The 15561-nt window shown below is 45.2% G+C and carries 16 protein-coding genes; 7 read left to right on the top strand and 9 right to left on the bottom strand.

Translation table 11 applies throughout. The features are described from left to right. The first annotated feature begins 79 nt into the window (after positions 1–79). On the top strand, positions 80–259 hold the full coding sequence (locus ACN0VA_RS06895; RefSeq protein ID WP_417820448.1) for a hypothetical protein: 180 nt from the start codon (positions 80–82) through the stop codon (positions 257–259). Positions 260–263: 4 nt separating this feature from the next. Here the strand turns inward: ACN0VA_RS06895 and ACN0VA_RS06890 are convergent, their stop codons facing one another. The 5 genes from ACN0VA_RS06890 to ACN0VA_RS06870 form a co-directional block, all read right to left on the bottom strand. After that, positions 264–887: a LysE family translocator gene (locus ACN0VA_RS06890; protein WP_417820447.1), complete on the bottom strand. Its 624-nt coding sequence runs from the start codon at positions 885–887 to the stop codon at positions 264–266. A 77-nt stretch (positions 888–964) separates the two neighbouring features. Next, on the bottom strand, positions 965–1507 hold the full coding sequence (locus ACN0VA_RS06885; RefSeq protein ID WP_417820446.1) for a YaeQ family protein: 543 nt from the start codon (positions 1505–1507) through the stop codon (positions 965–967). A 114-nt stretch (positions 1508–1621) separates the two neighbouring features. After that, entirely contained in the window at positions 1622–2242 is a 621-nt protein-coding gene (locus tag ACN0VA_RS06880; protein WP_417820445.1) for a LysE family translocator, read from the bottom strand. Between the two features lie 127 nt (positions 2243–2369). Further along, positions 2370–3311, bottom strand: a complete 942-nt coding sequence (locus ACN0VA_RS06875) for an NAD-dependent epimerase/dehydratase family protein (protein WP_417820444.1) — start codon at positions 3309–3311, stop codon at positions 2370–2372. A gap of 15 nt (positions 3312–3326) precedes the next feature. Further along, positions 3327–4265 carry an NAD-dependent epimerase/dehydratase family protein gene (locus tag ACN0VA_RS06870; protein ID WP_417820443.1) on the bottom strand — a complete coding sequence of 313 codons (939 nt, stop codon included), beginning with the start codon at positions 4263–4265 and terminating at the stop codon, positions 3327–3329. A gap of 250 nt (positions 4266–4515) precedes the next feature. Here ACN0VA_RS06870 and ACN0VA_RS06865 point away from each other — a divergent pair, with 250 nt between their 5' ends. From ACN0VA_RS06865 to ACN0VA_RS06855, 3 genes are read left to right on the top strand one after another with little or no spacing between them, the layout of a single operon-like run. After that, complete coding sequence (locus ACN0VA_RS06865) at positions 4516–5475, top strand: Gfo/Idh/MocA family oxidoreductase (RefSeq protein WP_417820442.1); 960 nt, start codon at positions 4516–4518, stop codon at positions 5473–5475. Then, positions 5475–6056 carry an acyltransferase gene (locus ACN0VA_RS06860; protein WP_417820441.1) on the top strand — a complete coding sequence of 194 codons (582 nt, stop codon included), beginning with the start codon at positions 5475–5477 and terminating at the stop codon, positions 6054–6056. Before ACN0VA_RS06865 ends, ACN0VA_RS06860 begins: the two co-directional genes overlap by 1 nt. 2 nt (positions 6057–6058) lie before the next feature. After that, on the top strand, positions 6059–7183 hold the full coding sequence (locus ACN0VA_RS06855) for a DegT/DnrJ/EryC1/StrS family aminotransferase (RefSeq protein ID WP_417820440.1): 1125 nt from the start codon (positions 6059–6061) through the stop codon (positions 7181–7183). Between the two features lie 17 nt (positions 7184–7200). On the opposite strand, the gene ACN0VA_RS06850 is transcribed toward ACN0VA_RS06855, so the two are convergent. The 4 genes from ACN0VA_RS06850 to ACN0VA_RS06835 all read right to left on the bottom strand — a co-directional run bounded on the left by ACN0VA_RS06850 (position 7201) and on the right by ACN0VA_RS06835 (position 11238). Beyond that, positions 7201–8415, bottom strand: coding sequence for a glycosyltransferase (locus ACN0VA_RS06850; protein ID WP_417820439.1), 1215 nt, complete (start codon positions 8413–8415; stop codon positions 7201–7203). Positions 8416–8419: 4 nt separating this feature from the next. Further along, on the bottom strand, positions 8420–9466 hold the full coding sequence (gene wecB, locus ACN0VA_RS06845; protein WP_417820438.1) for a non-hydrolyzing UDP-N-acetylglucosamine 2-epimerase: 1047 nt from the start codon (positions 9464–9466) through the stop codon (positions 8420–8422). A 14-nt stretch (positions 9467–9480) separates the two neighbouring features. Next, positions 9481–10563: an NAD-dependent epimerase/dehydratase family protein gene (locus tag ACN0VA_RS06840; RefSeq protein ID WP_417820437.1), complete on the bottom strand. Its 1083-nt coding sequence runs from the start codon at positions 10561–10563 to the stop codon at positions 9481–9483. A gap of 135 nt (positions 10564–10698) precedes the next feature. Beyond that, positions 10699–11238, bottom strand: coding sequence for a GNAT family N-acetyltransferase (locus ACN0VA_RS06835; protein ID WP_417820436.1), 540 nt, complete (start codon positions 11236–11238; stop codon positions 10699–10701). A 259-nt stretch (positions 11239–11497) separates the two neighbouring features. On the opposite strand from ACN0VA_RS06835, the gene ACN0VA_RS06830 reads away from it, so the two are divergent. From ACN0VA_RS06830 to asnB, 3 genes are read left to right on the top strand one after another with little or no spacing between them, the layout of a single operon-like run. Next, positions 11498–12496, top strand: coding sequence for an NAD-dependent epimerase/dehydratase family protein (locus tag ACN0VA_RS06830; RefSeq protein ID WP_417820435.1), 999 nt, complete (start codon positions 11498–11500; stop codon positions 12494–12496). Beyond that, a complete protein-coding gene (locus tag ACN0VA_RS06825) occupies positions 12497–13681 on the top strand; it encodes a DegT/DnrJ/EryC1/StrS family aminotransferase (RefSeq protein WP_417820434.1) in 1185 nt (394 codons plus the stop codon). Further along, entirely contained in the window at positions 13681–15558 is a 1878-nt protein-coding gene (gene asnB / locus ACN0VA_RS06820; protein WP_417820433.1) for an asparagine synthase (glutamine-hydrolyzing), read from the top strand. Before ACN0VA_RS06825 ends, asnB begins: the two co-directional genes overlap by 1 nt. The last annotated feature ends 3 nt before the right edge of the window (positions 15559–15561 follow it).

Here is a 15561-nt window from a genome sequence, read left to right as displayed (position 1 = left end):
ACTTTCATTTTTTGTTAGAACTTCGCTAACAATTGCGCGCTACTCTTTTTCGTGAACAAGTGAGAAAGAGATGAGAAAGATGAGCATAGAACAGACGTTTTTAATGAAATACGGTATCCACAATTTTGTATCTTATGTGGAAAACGGCGGAAAATTTACATTTTTTATTCGAAAGAACCAACGTGAAGCCATGATCCGCCATGCTATGATGCTTATTCAGGGCGGATATGGTGAAACAGCTGAAATCCGTGTCGTTTAAAAGATTATCCCAAAGCCAGCCAAAAGCCGACACCGATCATCAAGGTGCCGGCAATGCGGTTCATCATGCGGACATTTCCACTTTTTTCCAGAAAATGCCGCATGGAACGTCCACCGCTTGCATATAAAATCAAGCACAGAAACTCCACAGATAGCAGAATAACAACAAGGCTAGCAATTTGCGGCTCCATTGCCTTTTCTGCATCCAGAAAAGGGGGAAGAAGCGTTGCAAAAAATGCCCAGCCTTTCGGGTTGGAAATCGCCGTGACAAAACCTTGCAGAGCAAGGGCGCGACGAGAGACTTCCTGTGTGCCTGCATCATCCAGACGGATGGCCATTTTGCCACGTGAGCGCCACATCTGTATGCCAAGCCAGCCAAGATAAAGTCCGCCAACCCATTTAAAAGCGGTGAATATTTGTGGAAATTCCAGCATAAGGGCGGCAATGCCGACAGCGGCGGAAATTGCGACAATGGCAACGCCGACCAATTCCCCCCACATCATCCAGAACGTGCGGCGCAGCCCAATCGTCAATCCCATCGTTAAAGACAAGGTCATACACATCCCCGGTGTGATGGAGATAAAAAAGGCTGTTGGCAAAAACAAAAGGATGAGTGTGAAATCAAGCACGTTTATAGGGCCTTTAAAAAAGAAATGGGATTACATTTGTGTCGTGTTTTTTAGAAAAGGTCAAATGTGTTTTTGACCTATCGGTCAAGTAAGTTTTCCAGACGGATGGTGAAGGTCTGTTCGTGGTCCCCAAATCCGATCTCGCCATCCTGAATGTTGGCGTGGATGGTCATTGTGCGATGGGCCATTTTTTCAAGGGCTGCACTGTCTTCTGGTCGGATATTAAGTATTTGAAGGTTATCGAAACGTCGGACTTGATGTTTCATCTTTTCCCACCAGGGATCAACGGTGCGTCCGCCATAACACAGCAAAGTGACGCGGTTCGATTTGTTGCAGGCTTGGCGGACGCGTTTTTCGCTGGGCAGGCCAAGTTCGATCCAGTGTTCTATGGTGCCGTCCATGCCAATTTGCCATAACTCAGGCTCGTTATCTGTGGACAGACCTTTGGTGAAAGTTAACCTTTCATCGGCAAATAAGGCAAAAGCAAGCAGGCGTAACATCATACGTTCATCGTTTTCAGACGGATGACGTGCAATTGTCAGATTGTGCGTTTCGTAATAATGCCGGTCCATATCTGCAATAGCGAGACTGGCTTTAAAAATGGTGGCTTTGAGTGCCATGAGACGACCTTTTTTGTTGAGGCAGGCATATTACGCATGACCGTACGATTTGTGCAAAAGATCTTTTGCACGATTAACAAAGGCAGAAATAGAAACGAGAAGAAATTATAAGCTTTAATTGCTGCGGCTTAATAGAAAAGCTCCGGCCCCCACCATGAGGGAACCCGCACTACGGTTTAGGCGTTTAATGGCTTTTTGTGATGTCAAAAGGCGTCGTGCCCGCGATGCAAATCCGGCAATCAACATCAGCCCCAGCATTAATCCGATTAAGGTTAGCCCAGATGCCAACAAAATATCATTGCCCTGAAGTGTGTTTAAATCCATGAAGGTGGGGAGAAAGGCAATGTAAAATAAAATAACTTTCGGGTTTGAAGCTGAAATCAAAAAACCCTGAAGAAAGCTTAGCCCGTGGCCTTTTTTATCGAGTTTGGTTGGAACGGTATCCACATCGACGGGGGCGGTCCACATTTTCCAACCAAGATAAAACAGGTAAATTGCACCGACAATACGAATGACGCTGAAAAGCTCCCCCCAATGGGTTGCAATTGTTGCAAGGCCGAGGCAGGCGGCAATCAAGTAGAGTATATCGCTAATGGCCATGCCAAGGCTGAGCATAAAGCACGCACGGCTCCCATCCATCATGGCACGGGCGAGAATGGCAAAGACACCCGGTCCCGGTGTGATGCCAAAAATAAAAATGGCAAGAAAGAAGGTAAGGGCGCTTTCCGGTGTCATTGTAATTTTCCACTGCCTGTGTAAAGGAAAAATATAGTTGAAAATAGACGCAAGAGGAAAGGGTAAAAAAGGATGCGTCCTTTTGGATTAGACGCATCCTTTATGGGATAGATTATAAACGAACCAATTAGTCTTTATTTTTTTGCCCGATTTTTAAATGGGAGTAGGTTTGTTCAACGCCGTGTTCCTTGAACCACTTGATTTGTTTGACCATTCCTTCTTTCAAAGTTGTGGTTGCTTTCCAGCCAAAGGCTTTTTCTGTTTCACTTGGGTCCAGTAGAATACGCGCAACATCGTCGTCTTCGGGTGGGCGGACTTCAACCGGTTCATCCAGTTCAATGCCGAGGTTTTCGACAATTGAATCAAAAATTTCTTTGATTGTGACATCCGAACCGCTGGAGACATTGTAGGTGCCGGTCGGTGCATCGTCTTGCATGATCCGGTCAAACAAGTCGAGGAAGTCTTCCATTTCGATAAAATCGCGCTGGGTATCGACGACAAAACATTTTTTGCCTTCACACAGGCGCTGGTAAAATGTCGGAATAGGCCCGTTGAAATGTCGCGGTCCATAAACGCTGGACAGGCGCAAGGAAACGTAAGGTAGCTCGCTCATTTCAATATATTGTTCGCCGGCTGTTTTGCTGATGGCATAGCTGGTAAACGGGGCAACCGGATGATTGATCGGCACCGGGCGAACGTCGGTCCGACCATAACAGAGAACCGTTTGGAAATTGATGAAACGTTTGACGTTATGACGCTTGGCAGCTTTGGCAACATAAATCGTGCCCAACACATTTGTTGCCGCATCCTCGGCCCAGTTATCAAGGTCTTTATAGGCGGCGGCAGAATGCACAATATGCGTCGGTTTAAAGTTGTCGAAGCAATTGTCAACCAAGGTTTGATCGGCAATGGTGCCTTCAACTTCCTGCAGATTGTCATGCGGGGCAAGGGCACCGCGTTGACCGGTTGCGAAATTGTCGATGGATAAAACGCTATGACCCGCAGCCAAAAGACGTTCTGCGATATTGGCCCCGAGACAACCGGAACCGCCTGTAATTAAAACACGCATTTTTAGGGGCTCCCCTTAGTCTTCTTTGTTGATCTTCAGGTGCGTATAACCACCATGCACACCGTGCTTGTCATAATATGCAACAATATCGTGGATCGCTTGTTCCATCGGGGTAAATTCAATTTCACCGAAATCGGCAAAGGTACGGCTGGGGTCCAGCAAGATGGAGGCAGCATCATCTGCGCCCAATTCTTTAATTTCAGGTGCTGGGATCGGGTCCAGTTTCATAGCACCAGCAACAAGGTCGTAGAAATCTTTAATCGCCCAGTCGGAACCGGAAGAGAAATGATAAATACCGTTGCCTTCCCCATCAACAGCGCGCACGACCAATTTGGCAAGGTCAGGCGTGTAGATGAAATCGCGACGGGCTTTTGTGGCAAAACATTGTTTACCATCTTTGAGGCGCTGATAGAAAATGGGCAACGGACCACTGACCGTACGCGGGCCAATGACGTTTGCCAGACGGAAAGTTACGTAATCAATACCGCTGAGGCGTAAGACTTCTTCAACCGATGTCTTGGTAATGGCGTAAGAACTGTTATCCGGGTTAATTGGATGGTTCAATGTAATGGGGCGTTCTGTTGGGTGAATGCCATAACACAGGGCGGTTTGGAAGTAGATCGTGCGTTTCACGTTATGCTTTTGGCAAGCTTGGATGACATTGACGCCACCGACGGAATTAACCATCGTATCGGTGACCCAATCGTCCGGGTCTTTATAAGATGCTGCACAATGGACAACGGCTTCGGGTTGGAAATCTGTCATGAGTTTGTTGAGCAGTTCCGCATCAACGATAGAGCCTTCCACAAAAGTCAGGTTTTCGTGATCTTGGATATGGTGCTTTTTACCCGTTGAAAAATCGTCCAAAACCAAAACCTGATCACTGCGTGCTAGCAGTAAGTCTGCGATTGTCGAACCGATGTTACCTGCGCCGCCTGTAATGAAAACTTTCACGTCATTGCCTCTTGAAATTAGTCGATTGGGGATTTTCCATTAAAATAGAAGAATATCCTTAAATGTCCACCGGAACTTTATGCATTGGGTCGTATTTAGTCGTATTTCATTGTACCCAAATAGCAAGGCCTACTGATGAATGAAAAAGCTTGTCATGCTTGTTGTATTTCGCTACTTCTCTTATCTGGGTGGGCTGTTGTTCTGGTTCACTTTTTAAGATTTCTGCAAACTCGAAAACACGCTGGTTCACATGACATCTGCACAAAAAATACCTCGCTTTGCCCTGATTGGGGCCGCCGGATATATCGCACCACGCCATATGCGCGCCATTAATGAAATTGGTGGTGATCTTGTGACTGCTTATGATGTTAACGATTCTGTGGGAATTATCGACAGTCATTTCCCGGATGCCCGTTTCTTTGTTGAGTTCGAGCGTTTTGATCGCCATATTGATAAATTGCATCGCCGTGGGGACCAAATTGATTATGTTGGTGTGTGTTCTCCTAATTATCTGCACGATGCACACAGCCGCTTTGCCATGCGTTGCGGGGCCGACGCGATATGTGAGAAACCTTTGGTGCTGAACCCGTGGAACATCGACGGTTTGGCCGAAATGGAACGTGAAACCGGCAAGCGCGTATATTCCATTTTGCAATTGCGTTTGCACCCTGCAATCATTGCGCTGAAGCAAAAAGTCGATGCGGAACCCGATAAGATACATGATGTGGATCTCAGCTACATCACATCCCGCGGACAGTGGTATCATACCTCTTGGAAAGGGGATGTCAGCAAATCTGGCGGTATTGCGACCAATATTGGAGTGCATTTCTTTGATATGCTGGGGCATTTGTTCGGTAAAAATACTCAAAGTGTGGTGCATTTGCGCGATGACAACCGGGCGGCGGGCTATTTGGAATTTGAACGTGCACGTGTGCGCTGGTTCTTATCCGTTGATCGCAACGATTTACCGGAGCAAGTTAAAGGGAAACAGCCGACTTATCGTTCTATTACCATTGATGGTGATGAAATTGAATTTTCAGGCGGTTTTACTGATTTGCATACGCAAAGCTATCAACAAATTCTGGCGGGTAACGGATTTGGTTTGGATGATGCCCGTCCATCGATTGAAATGGTTTCGGCAATTCGTAACGCCGATATCAAGCCAAGCAATGGTGAACAACATAGCTTCACGCAGGATTATTTAAAATAATGACTGAGCAAGCCCGTTTCCCGGGGGTTTTTATCCATGAAAGTTCCTATGTCGATGATCCATGTGAAATTGGCGAAGGGACGAAAATTTGGCATTTCAGCCATATCCTAGGCCGTGTGAAAATCGGTACAGGCTGTAATTTTGGTCAGAATGTCGTTGTTGGCCCGGACGTCACCATCGGCAATAAATGTAAAGTTCAAAATAACGTCAGTATTTATGCGGGTGTCACATTGGAAGACGGTGTGTTTTGTGGTCCGTCCTGTGTCTTTACCAATGTAAACAATCCCCGGGCTGAGATTGAACGCAAATCGGAATATCGCAAAACAGTTGTTAAACGTGGTGCGACGATTGGTGCAAATGCAACGATCGTTTGCGGTCATGATCTTGGGGAATATTGCTTTATTGCAGCCGGAGCTGTTGTGTCCAAAGATGTGGCCCCTTATGCCTTGATGGCGGGTGTTCCGGCAAAACGGATCGGTTGGATGAGTAAGGCGGGCGCACGTTTGGGGGAAGATTTAGTCTGCCCAATAGAAGGAACGCAATATCGCGAAATAGCCCCCGGTGTCCTTGAGGAAGTATAACGATGAGCCAGCCGTCTATTCCCTTTATTGACCTAAAGGCGCAGCGTGATCGTATTCGCGATAAAATTGATGCGGCAATTGCCAAGGTTATTGATCACGGAGCCTTTATTATGGGGCCGGAGGTTGGCGAATTTGAAAGCAAGTTGGCGGATTTTACCGGAGCGGACCATGTCTTGTCTTGTGCCAATGGAACAGATGCGTTGCAACTTGTTTTAATGGCGGAAGGGATTGGCCCGGGGGATGCGGTTTTCGTTCCCGCAATGACGTTTGTCGCAACGGCAGAAGTTGTTCCCTTGTTGGGGGCGACGCCGTTTTTTGTGGATGTTCTGCCGGATACTTTCAATATGGATCCAAACAGCCTGAAACAGGCGGTTTTGGATGCTCGCGCACAAGGTTTAACACCGAAAATCGTGATCCCGGTCGATTTGTTTGGGCAACCGGCGGATTATGACCAAATCAATCCCATTGCAGCCGAAAATGATATGATTGTTGTGGCTGATTCTGCACAAGGGTTGGGGGGCTCCCTTAATGGTGTGCGCGCCGGGAAACTTGCGACATGGACCACGACCAGCTTTTTCCCTGCTAAGCCGTTGGGATGCTACGGTGATGGTGGCGCGGTGATGACAGATGATCCTGAACGGGCAGAGTTGATTAAAAGTCTGCGCGTTCATGGTAAAGGCGGGGATAAATACGACAACGTACGTGTGGGCGTAAATAGTCGACTGGATACCTTACAAGCCGCTATATTGATTGAAAAACTTGCGATTTTTGAAGATGAGCTTAAAGCGCGCGATCGGATTGCCCAGCGTTATAGTGAAAGGCTGGGCGCCTATATTCAAACGCCGCGTGTGATGCAAAAAGCAACCTCGTCATGGGCGCAGTATACATTGGTGCATGATGGGCGTGATCAATTACAAGCCTCATTGAAGGAACAAGGTGTTCCGTCGGTTTTCTATTACCCGATTGCATTGAACCAGCAGACGGGTTATGCCACATACCCTTGTTGTCAACAAGGGGTTGATGTCTCAGAAAGACTGGCAAAATCGGTGATCAGTCTTCCGATGCATCCTTATCTGGAAGAAGATGCACAAGACATGATTATCGAGGCTGTGATCAAATCACTGTAACGCATAAACAACACCGTTTAAGATATTGCCTTATAAATATAATCCATGCGTTTGGTATAAGTGTGCTCTGCCATTGTGAAGTCGTATGTGCGCTCAGCCAGTTGTGTGCGAAACGTTACGTCTGCAAGCTTATCAACGGCTTCTTGTGCGTTAGACAAATCTTCCTTTAAAGGGATGTAATGCTCATCAGCGATGAAGATATCGTTATAGCGACCTTCCATCATAATTTGGCAAGTCTGCGTGCCCACGGCATCGAAATGACGTGAAGAAACACATTTCCCGCTGATTTTCGGGGGGAAGGGTTTGTCTTTAAAAAAACGTTCATAGACTTCGACAAAATCTTCATCCTGTCCGATCAAAGCTTCGTGGCGAATGATGCCTTTACTGAGGATTTTGATCAGCCATTGGCGGACACCCCACGGCAATTTATGGACGAGGCGACGCAAAGGGGATTCCGATGCAATTGTCATGCTTGCCCCGCCGTTTTTTGCTTTGATCCAGTCTTTAATCGCGTTCATTGTGGCATCGTCTTTATCGATCCAATGTCCACCGGCCTCATTGCTGACTGTGGCTTTACAGCTGTTTAAAAAGGCAGCCCATCCTTCACGATCCAATCGGCTGGAGGTGCTGATGTCTGTGACTAAAGGCGGGGAAAAAGCATTGGCTTCGAACAGGTCGATCAGGCGGTTACGGTCTTCATCCCCGATAAATGTTGCGGGATATCGAAAGGATCGCATACCAACGTCGATAGCACGATCTTTTTGCGCAATAACAGGTTTAAAGGCATCGGGGTTTAAGGCATGGGGGACGGCCAATACTTTGGCCCCGGTATCACTGTACAGATATTCGCCAGTTTCCAGTAACAATTGTGTGGCGATAAAATCGGCACCGGCATCTTTTAAATATTGAATTTTGGGCACCATTGGGGCGCCGGGTAAACTGATTTCATTGCCGACAAAAGACAAAAGCTTGCCTTTGCGTTTTTGTAACGCGGGCAATATTTCACGTGCATAAATTAAATTATCGGCATTTACGGAATGCAGAAGGACAATCAGGTCATATTCTGCAATTGTTTGAATAAAGTCCTTTTTCGGCTCATTGACGGCGATATTAAAGGATCTGGTTTTAAAATACGGGGCATTGCCGAAGGCATCAAGCCAATCGTCGTAATAGGACGCGCGACTGCCATAGGCAGAATAGACAATTGCAGTGTTTAGATCCGATGAACGCATGTTCTTATCCCAAGTAATCTTCTATTGCCTTCAAGATGATATGGGAGGCACGACCATCACCATATTCGTCTATATCTTTGCGTTCTTTATAATCACAAACTTTCCATAAGCGGTTCCAACCACATTCGATTGTTTCCACCCATTCGGTTTCATCGCGCAAGGTGACACATGGTTTTTTGTGGAAATAGGCTTCTTTTTGTAAGCCACCTGAATCCGTATAAACCGCTTTGGAGGCACTGAGTAATTTCGCCATATCCAAATAACCGACCGGATCACACAGGGTTAGCCCATCGAAGTTCAGACCAAACCTTTCTGCCGCCCCCCGTGTTCTGGGGTGAAGGGGCAGGACGACAGGGCATTCCTTTGCCTTATCCTTTAACCAATCCAGAACGTGTGTCAGGTTTTCGCATGTGTCTGTGTTTTCTGCACGGTGTAGCGTGGAAACTGCATATTCACCTTCGTGTAGAGCCAGCTTTTCCAATATAGAAGAAGCGCCCTGCGCTTTCTCTGTTGCAAAGTTGGTGGCATCGAACATGACATCACCCACCTTGAAGACGCCTTGGGTAATCCCTTCGGCGTTCAGATTGTCTACAGCAGATTGGGTTGGGCAGAACAGCAAGGTGCTGACATGGTCCGCCATAACGCGGTTGATTTCTTCGGGCATGGCACGATTGAAAGAACGTAAGCCTGCTTCGATATGAGCCACCGGGATGAGCAATTTGACCGCAGCCAAGGCGCCTGCCAGCGTGGAGTTGGTATCTCCGTAGATCAAAACCATATCGGGTTTTTCATCCAGCATGACGCGTTCGAGTTTTTCCAACATACGGCCCGTCATTTCACCGTGCCCACCGCCATTGACGTTCAGGCTGTGCACCGGTTTTGGGATGTCCAGTTCGTCAAAAAAGATATCGGACATATCCGCATCGAAATGTTGCCCGGTATGAACCATGACTTCTGTCATATCCGGGAAATCCAGAAAAGCGCGACTGATGGCGGCGGCCTTAATGAATTGAGGACGCGCCCCAACGATGGTGAGGATTTTTTTGCTCATATTTATTCGTATCCTTAGCGCGGGCCGTCGTTGTTCAAACGTTCCATGAAATAATCGTGTTGTGACATGCAACGTTCAATATTGGCACGGTTTTCTTTTGTCCAGGCAATGGTTTTTTCCAAACCTTCGCGCAGAGAAACTTGGGCGATAAAGCCGATGGTGTTCTTGGATTTTTCAGTAGACCCAAAACGGCAGCCGGAACGATCCCACGGGCGCGGCGGTTGAATGATCATTTCTGTTGTGTTGCCGGTAATGTCGTTAATGGTTTCTGCCAGTTCTTTGATCGTGGTTTCTACACCGGATGCCAGATTGTAAATCTCGCCCGCATCCCCGTTTTTGGCACAACACATTAAGCCGCGTGCCATATCTTCTACGAAAATAAAATCGCGGCTGACCTGACCGCCATTATCTAAGCCCAAGGCTTCGTTATTTAGAGATTTCCAGACAAACGTCGGGGTCACATTGCGCCAAACAGTATGGCGTGTGCCACGCCAACGTCCTGCACCCAGCATTTCGCGCGGGCCGAAAACATTTTGGAAACGGGCTTTTACAAAAGGCAGACCGTGTTGCAGGTGGTAATAGTTGCCATACAATTCTCCAACCAGTTTGGAGATAGAATAGGGGCTGTCATGGACCAAGGAAACAGGGGCATCTTCGGCTGTTGCGCGCGCTTCGTCGTATGTTTTTTCAGCAACGGCGCATCCGGCAGCAGCGTAAACGACTTTCTTAATAGATTTGATGTCCTTCAAACGGTCAAAAAGCTTCAAGGTTGTCAGCGTGTTATTTTCGTGATCCGCCAGTGGATCGTGAATGGAGGATTGGTTGCCATGATAACAGGACAGATGCCAGACATAATCCAGATCATGCGGCAAGCCTTCCAAAATAGCATCGTCGGTAATGGAACCGTAAACGAAGGTCACGCGCGCATTCGTTGGAACATTTGAAATATCGGATGACAGCAGATTGTCAACGATAATGACTTCTTTTGGATCTTGTTCCAACAATTTCAAAACAAGGTTGGAACCAACAAACCCGGCCCCACCAACAACTAATAATTTTTTACCGGAAAATGCAGAAAAATCGCTTTCGATAGTCATAATGTAATCCAATGATTGGCAAGATATTAATTCGGCTGCGAAACTACAGCTATTTTAGGGAGCTTTCAATGATGTACGGAGATTTCTGTTATTTTATTCTTTTAAATAGTTTTTGAACGATTTTGTATGAAGGGCTTATTTTTTTGCGTAGTCGTTTTTTAGAATGGCCATGAAGCAAACGTCTTTATATTCGCCGTTGATAAAAACTGCTTGTTTTTTAATTCCTTCTTGATGAAAACCATTTTTTTCATAGGTGCGTACCGCCCGTTTATTATCTGTGAAAACATCAAGATAAATCCGGTTCAAGTTTAAATCATTAAATCCGAATTCCAGAAGTTTGCCAACGGCTTGGGACCCCCAGCCTTTGTTTTGGGCAGACTGTTCGCCAATCCGTATTTGTAATTCAGCGGTGCGAGAAAGGTGATCTATGTTTCTTAACGAACAGCTTCCGATTAAGGTTTCTGGTTTATTCTCTTCGGATAAGACTATGCTAAAGATCACAAGGTTCGAATGTTTTGTAATGGATGAGAACCAGTCCTCGTGGGCTTGTGAAGATATTGGTTGATAGGTGGCATTTAAGTGGACTAAATCTCGATTGTTAATCCAATCAAAATATTTTGGACTATCGTGTGCTCGTACTTCTCGCAAACGTAGAATAGTTGTTGTCCTTGTCATTTTACTATGTCCTGAATGTTTGTTGAGTACCTCAATTTAAATGAAGTCTATGATAGGATCAGGCTTTTCAGCAAGATGAAATAAAACATTGCCACCAGTTTTCTTGCGACCAACTCTTGATTTGCTTGATGCTTCCTTTGACTTTTGTTAAACAGTCGTCGACTATAAAATCAAATTTATATTATGGTCGGAGTATATCAGCTTTTTGATTTTACTAATCGCTGCATAACCGATCGTTTAACCTAGAAAGAGATTGATTATGGACATTCGAGGTAAGAAATTAGTCGTCGTCGGTGGTGCCGGTCTTATCGGTTCTCATACGGTTGACCAATTGGTCAAAGAAGATGTTAGTGAAATTATTGTATATGATAATTTCGTTCGTGGGCGTCAGGAAAATTTGACAAATGCTTTGAAGGACCCGCGCGTTAAAATTTATGACATTGGCGGTGATATTCTACAATCCGATATTTTGGAATCTGCGTTCCACGGTGCGGATGGCGTTTTCCATTTTGCGGCACTTTGGTTGTTGCAGTGCCACGAATTTCCACGTAGCGCCTTTGATGTGAATGTTGGTGGGACATTTAATGTTATCGAAGCGTGCGTTCATAAAGGTGTTAAACGACTTGTTTCTTCTTCGTCGGCATCCGTGTATGGGGACGCTGTGCGTGAACCAATGGATGAAGATCACCCCTATAATAATCAAAACTTCTATGGGGCGACTAAGATTTGTATGGAAGCTATGCTACGTGCGTTTCATTATCGGTATGGTTTGGACTACGTCGCGTTGCGTTATATGAACGTTTATGGGCCACGTCAGGATTATCATGGGGCATATATTGCGGTTATTATGAAGATGCTGGATGCCATTGATCGTGGTGATAGTCCGACTATTTTTGGCGATGGGTCCGAAGCTTTTGATTTTATTGCTGTAGAAGATTGTGCCGCTGCTAACGTTTGTGCAATGAAAGCTGATGCAACAGATGAGTATTACAATGTGGGGACAGGTACGCGTACATCACTTAAGACACTTGCTGAAATGTTGATCGAATTGACAGGTTGTGAAAAACCGATCACTTATGCTGAACGCAGTCAGGCTACGCTGGTACGCAATCGCATCGGTGACCCGAAAAAGGCGAGTGAACAAATTAAATTCACAGCTTCTATTGATCTCAAAGAAGGGTTGAAACGCTTAATCAATTGGCGTCGTGATCATATTGCAGAAGTCGAATCTCGTCGTAACTCCAGTAGAGCGCAGTAGATGACATCTGACATCGCATTGAATGTACCGATTGCGCGGACGAACTTGCTTGATTCTGAAATTGAGCAAGTTTTGGAACCCTTGAAATCTGGATGGTTGGTCCAAGGGCCAAAAGTTCGTGAATTTGAAGAAAAATGGTCTCATTTTACAGGGGTAAAGCATTCCATTGCTGTTACATCTTGTACAACAGGACTGTATTTAGGGTTGGCCGGTTTGGGATTGCAGCCGGGTGATGAGGTTATCGTACCTGCTTTCACTTGGATAGCAACGGCTAACGTGGTGGAGCATCTCGGCGCAAAAGTCGTTTTTTGCGATGTCGATTTAAATACGTTTAATCTGGATGTGGATCAGCTCGACGATAAAATAACGTCACGAACTCGTGCTATTATCCCCGTACATTTGTTTGGCCTCTCTGCCAATATGGCCCCAATTTTGGCTTTGGCTGAAAAGCATGAAATACATGTTGTTGAAGATGCCGCATGTGGTTTTGGTGCGTATTATAAAGGACAGCATGTTGGTGCAATTGGTCGTTTAGCCAGTTTTAGTTTTCATCCTCGTAAAGCGATTACAACAGGTGAAGGCGGCATGGTGACAACAAATGACGATAAGCTTGCGCAAAAATTGCGGTGCCTACGTGATCATGGCGCGGCGATGAGCGATTTACAACGTCATTTGGGGCCAAAACCATATTTATTAGCAGATCATCCGGAGGCTGGTTTTAATCTGCGTATGACAGATATTCAAGCTGCATTGGGTGCTGCCCAGATGGATCGTGCTAATGATATTGTTGTGGAGCGTCGAAGGCTTGCTTGCCGTTTTGATAAGGCGTTTTCTTCACTATCGTGGTTGCGAACACCCCAGGTGCTGGAAGGTTATGAAAATGGATACCAAAGCTACCCTTGTCTATTTCAACCAAAAGAATTGAATCTCGTAAATGTGAAGAACATTAACGAGATGCGTAATGCGTGGATGGAAAATTTACAACAAATAGGCATTTCGACGCGGCCAGCGACGCATGCTGTGCATATGTTGGAGTTTTATCGAAATAAATATAATCTGAAGCCAGAAGATTTTCCTAATGCCTACCTTGCAAATGATTGCAGTGTTTCGCTTCCTCTCTTTCACGGTATGACTGAGAAAGAGCAAAACTATGTTATTGATAGGGTTCTGGAGAGCCGCTTTTAATGTGTGGAATAACTGGTTTTATTAATCTTAATCAATCTGCCGCATCGCCTGTTACGTTGAAAAAAATGACAGATGCGATTGCACATCGTGGACCGGATGGTGAAGGTCAGTGGATTGAGGGGAATGTTGCGTTAGGTCATCGTCGTCTTGCGATTATTGACCTGAGTCCGGCTGGCCATCAGCCGATGATCAGTGAAGATCACCGATATATCCTGACATACAACGGTGAGGTTTATAACTTCCGTGAATTACGCACTGAACTTGAAGCAAAAGGTTATTGGTTTAGAAGTCAAAGCGATAGTGAAGTTGTACTTAATGCCTTTGCTTGTTGGGGGTATGAGGCGCTTGGTAAATTTAACGGTATGTTTAGCTTTGCTGTCTGGGATCGCAAAGAGCAGAAGTTGACTTTAGCGCGTGATCGTTATGGGATTAAGCCGCTTTATTATAGCTCTCAAGGAAATATCTTCAGCTTTGGTTCTGAACAGAAAGCTATTTTTGCACATACAGCTTTTAAGAAAGATATTAACAAGCAGGCTTTGCTCGAATATTTTACTTTTCAGAATATTTTTACGGACCAGACTCTGCTCAATGATGTGAGCTTATTGCCCGCAGGTAGTTATTTGACGCTTGACCTTCATGAAAGCGAACCAAAGGCAAAAGTGGTAAAGTATTGGGATTACAATTTTACTCAGCCGAGAGAAAAAGCGGATCGTCAAGAATATATTGAAGAATTGGATCGTTTGTTTAATCAAGCGGTTAACCGTCAATTGGTTAGTGATGTAGAACTGGGAGCTTACCTTAGCGGAGGCATGGACTCTGGTTCCATTACCGCAATTGCCGCCCAATCGGTTCCGAACTTGAAGAGTTTTACTTGTGGTTTTGATTTGAGTTCTGCATCTGGGATTGAACTGACATTTGATGAACGTACAAAAGCTGAAGCAATGTCAGCATTGTTTAAAACAGAACATTATGAAATTGTACTCAAAGCTGGCGATATGGAAAGATGCCTTTCCGATCTGGCGTGGCATTTGGAAGAACCGCGTGTTGGGCAAAGTTATCCAAATTATTATGCCGCTAAGCTTGCTGGGCGCTTTGTAAAAGTCGTTTTGTCTGGTGGGGGTGGAGATGAATTGTTCGGAGGATATCCCTGGCGATATTATCGTGCAGTAAGCAATCAGGACTTTGAACATTATGTCGATCAATATTATGTTTTCTGGCAACGTTTGATGAGTAATACGCATCAAAAAAAGGTTTTTAAGCCAATTTGGGGGGATGTAAAACATGTTTGGACACGTGATATTTTTCGAGATGTTTTTGCCTCACACGAAAATGAATTGAAGACGCCGGAAGATTACATCAATCATTCTTTGTATTTTGAAGCCAAAACCTTTTTACACGGTTTATTTGTTGTTGAAGATAAGTTGTCCATGGCGCATAGCCTAGAAAATCGTGTTCCTTTTATGGATAATGACCTCGTCGATTTTGCAATGAAATGCCCCATTGATCTAAAGCTTAACAATCTTGCAGATGTGATCCGTTTGAACGAGAATGAGTCAGGCCGTAAGGCCAATCGTTATTTCCAGAAAACGAATGACGGTAAACAGATTTTACGCGATATGATGGCAAAATATATACCCGAGTCAGTTACGGGGGCACAAAAGCAAGGTTTTTCTTCTCCTGACGCAAGTTGGTTCAAAGGGGAAAGTATTAATTTTGTCAAGAAGGTGCTCTTGAACAAAGGGGCTAATATTTATACTTACCTTGATTATGACGCTGTAACAGAGCTGGTCGACCAGCATTTGCAAGGTATTGAAAATAGAAGATTGCTAATCTGGTCTTTATTGAATTTTGAACAGTGGATGAAAACAACTCTCTAAGCG

Source organism: Terasakiella sp., assembly GCF_048267425.1.
Classification (GTDB): Bacteria; Pseudomonadota; Alphaproteobacteria; order Rhodospirillales; family Terasakiellaceae; genus Terasakiella.
The sequence above is the reverse complement of the archived record's forward strand: the minus strand, read 5'-3'. Positions and strand labels throughout refer to the sequence as shown.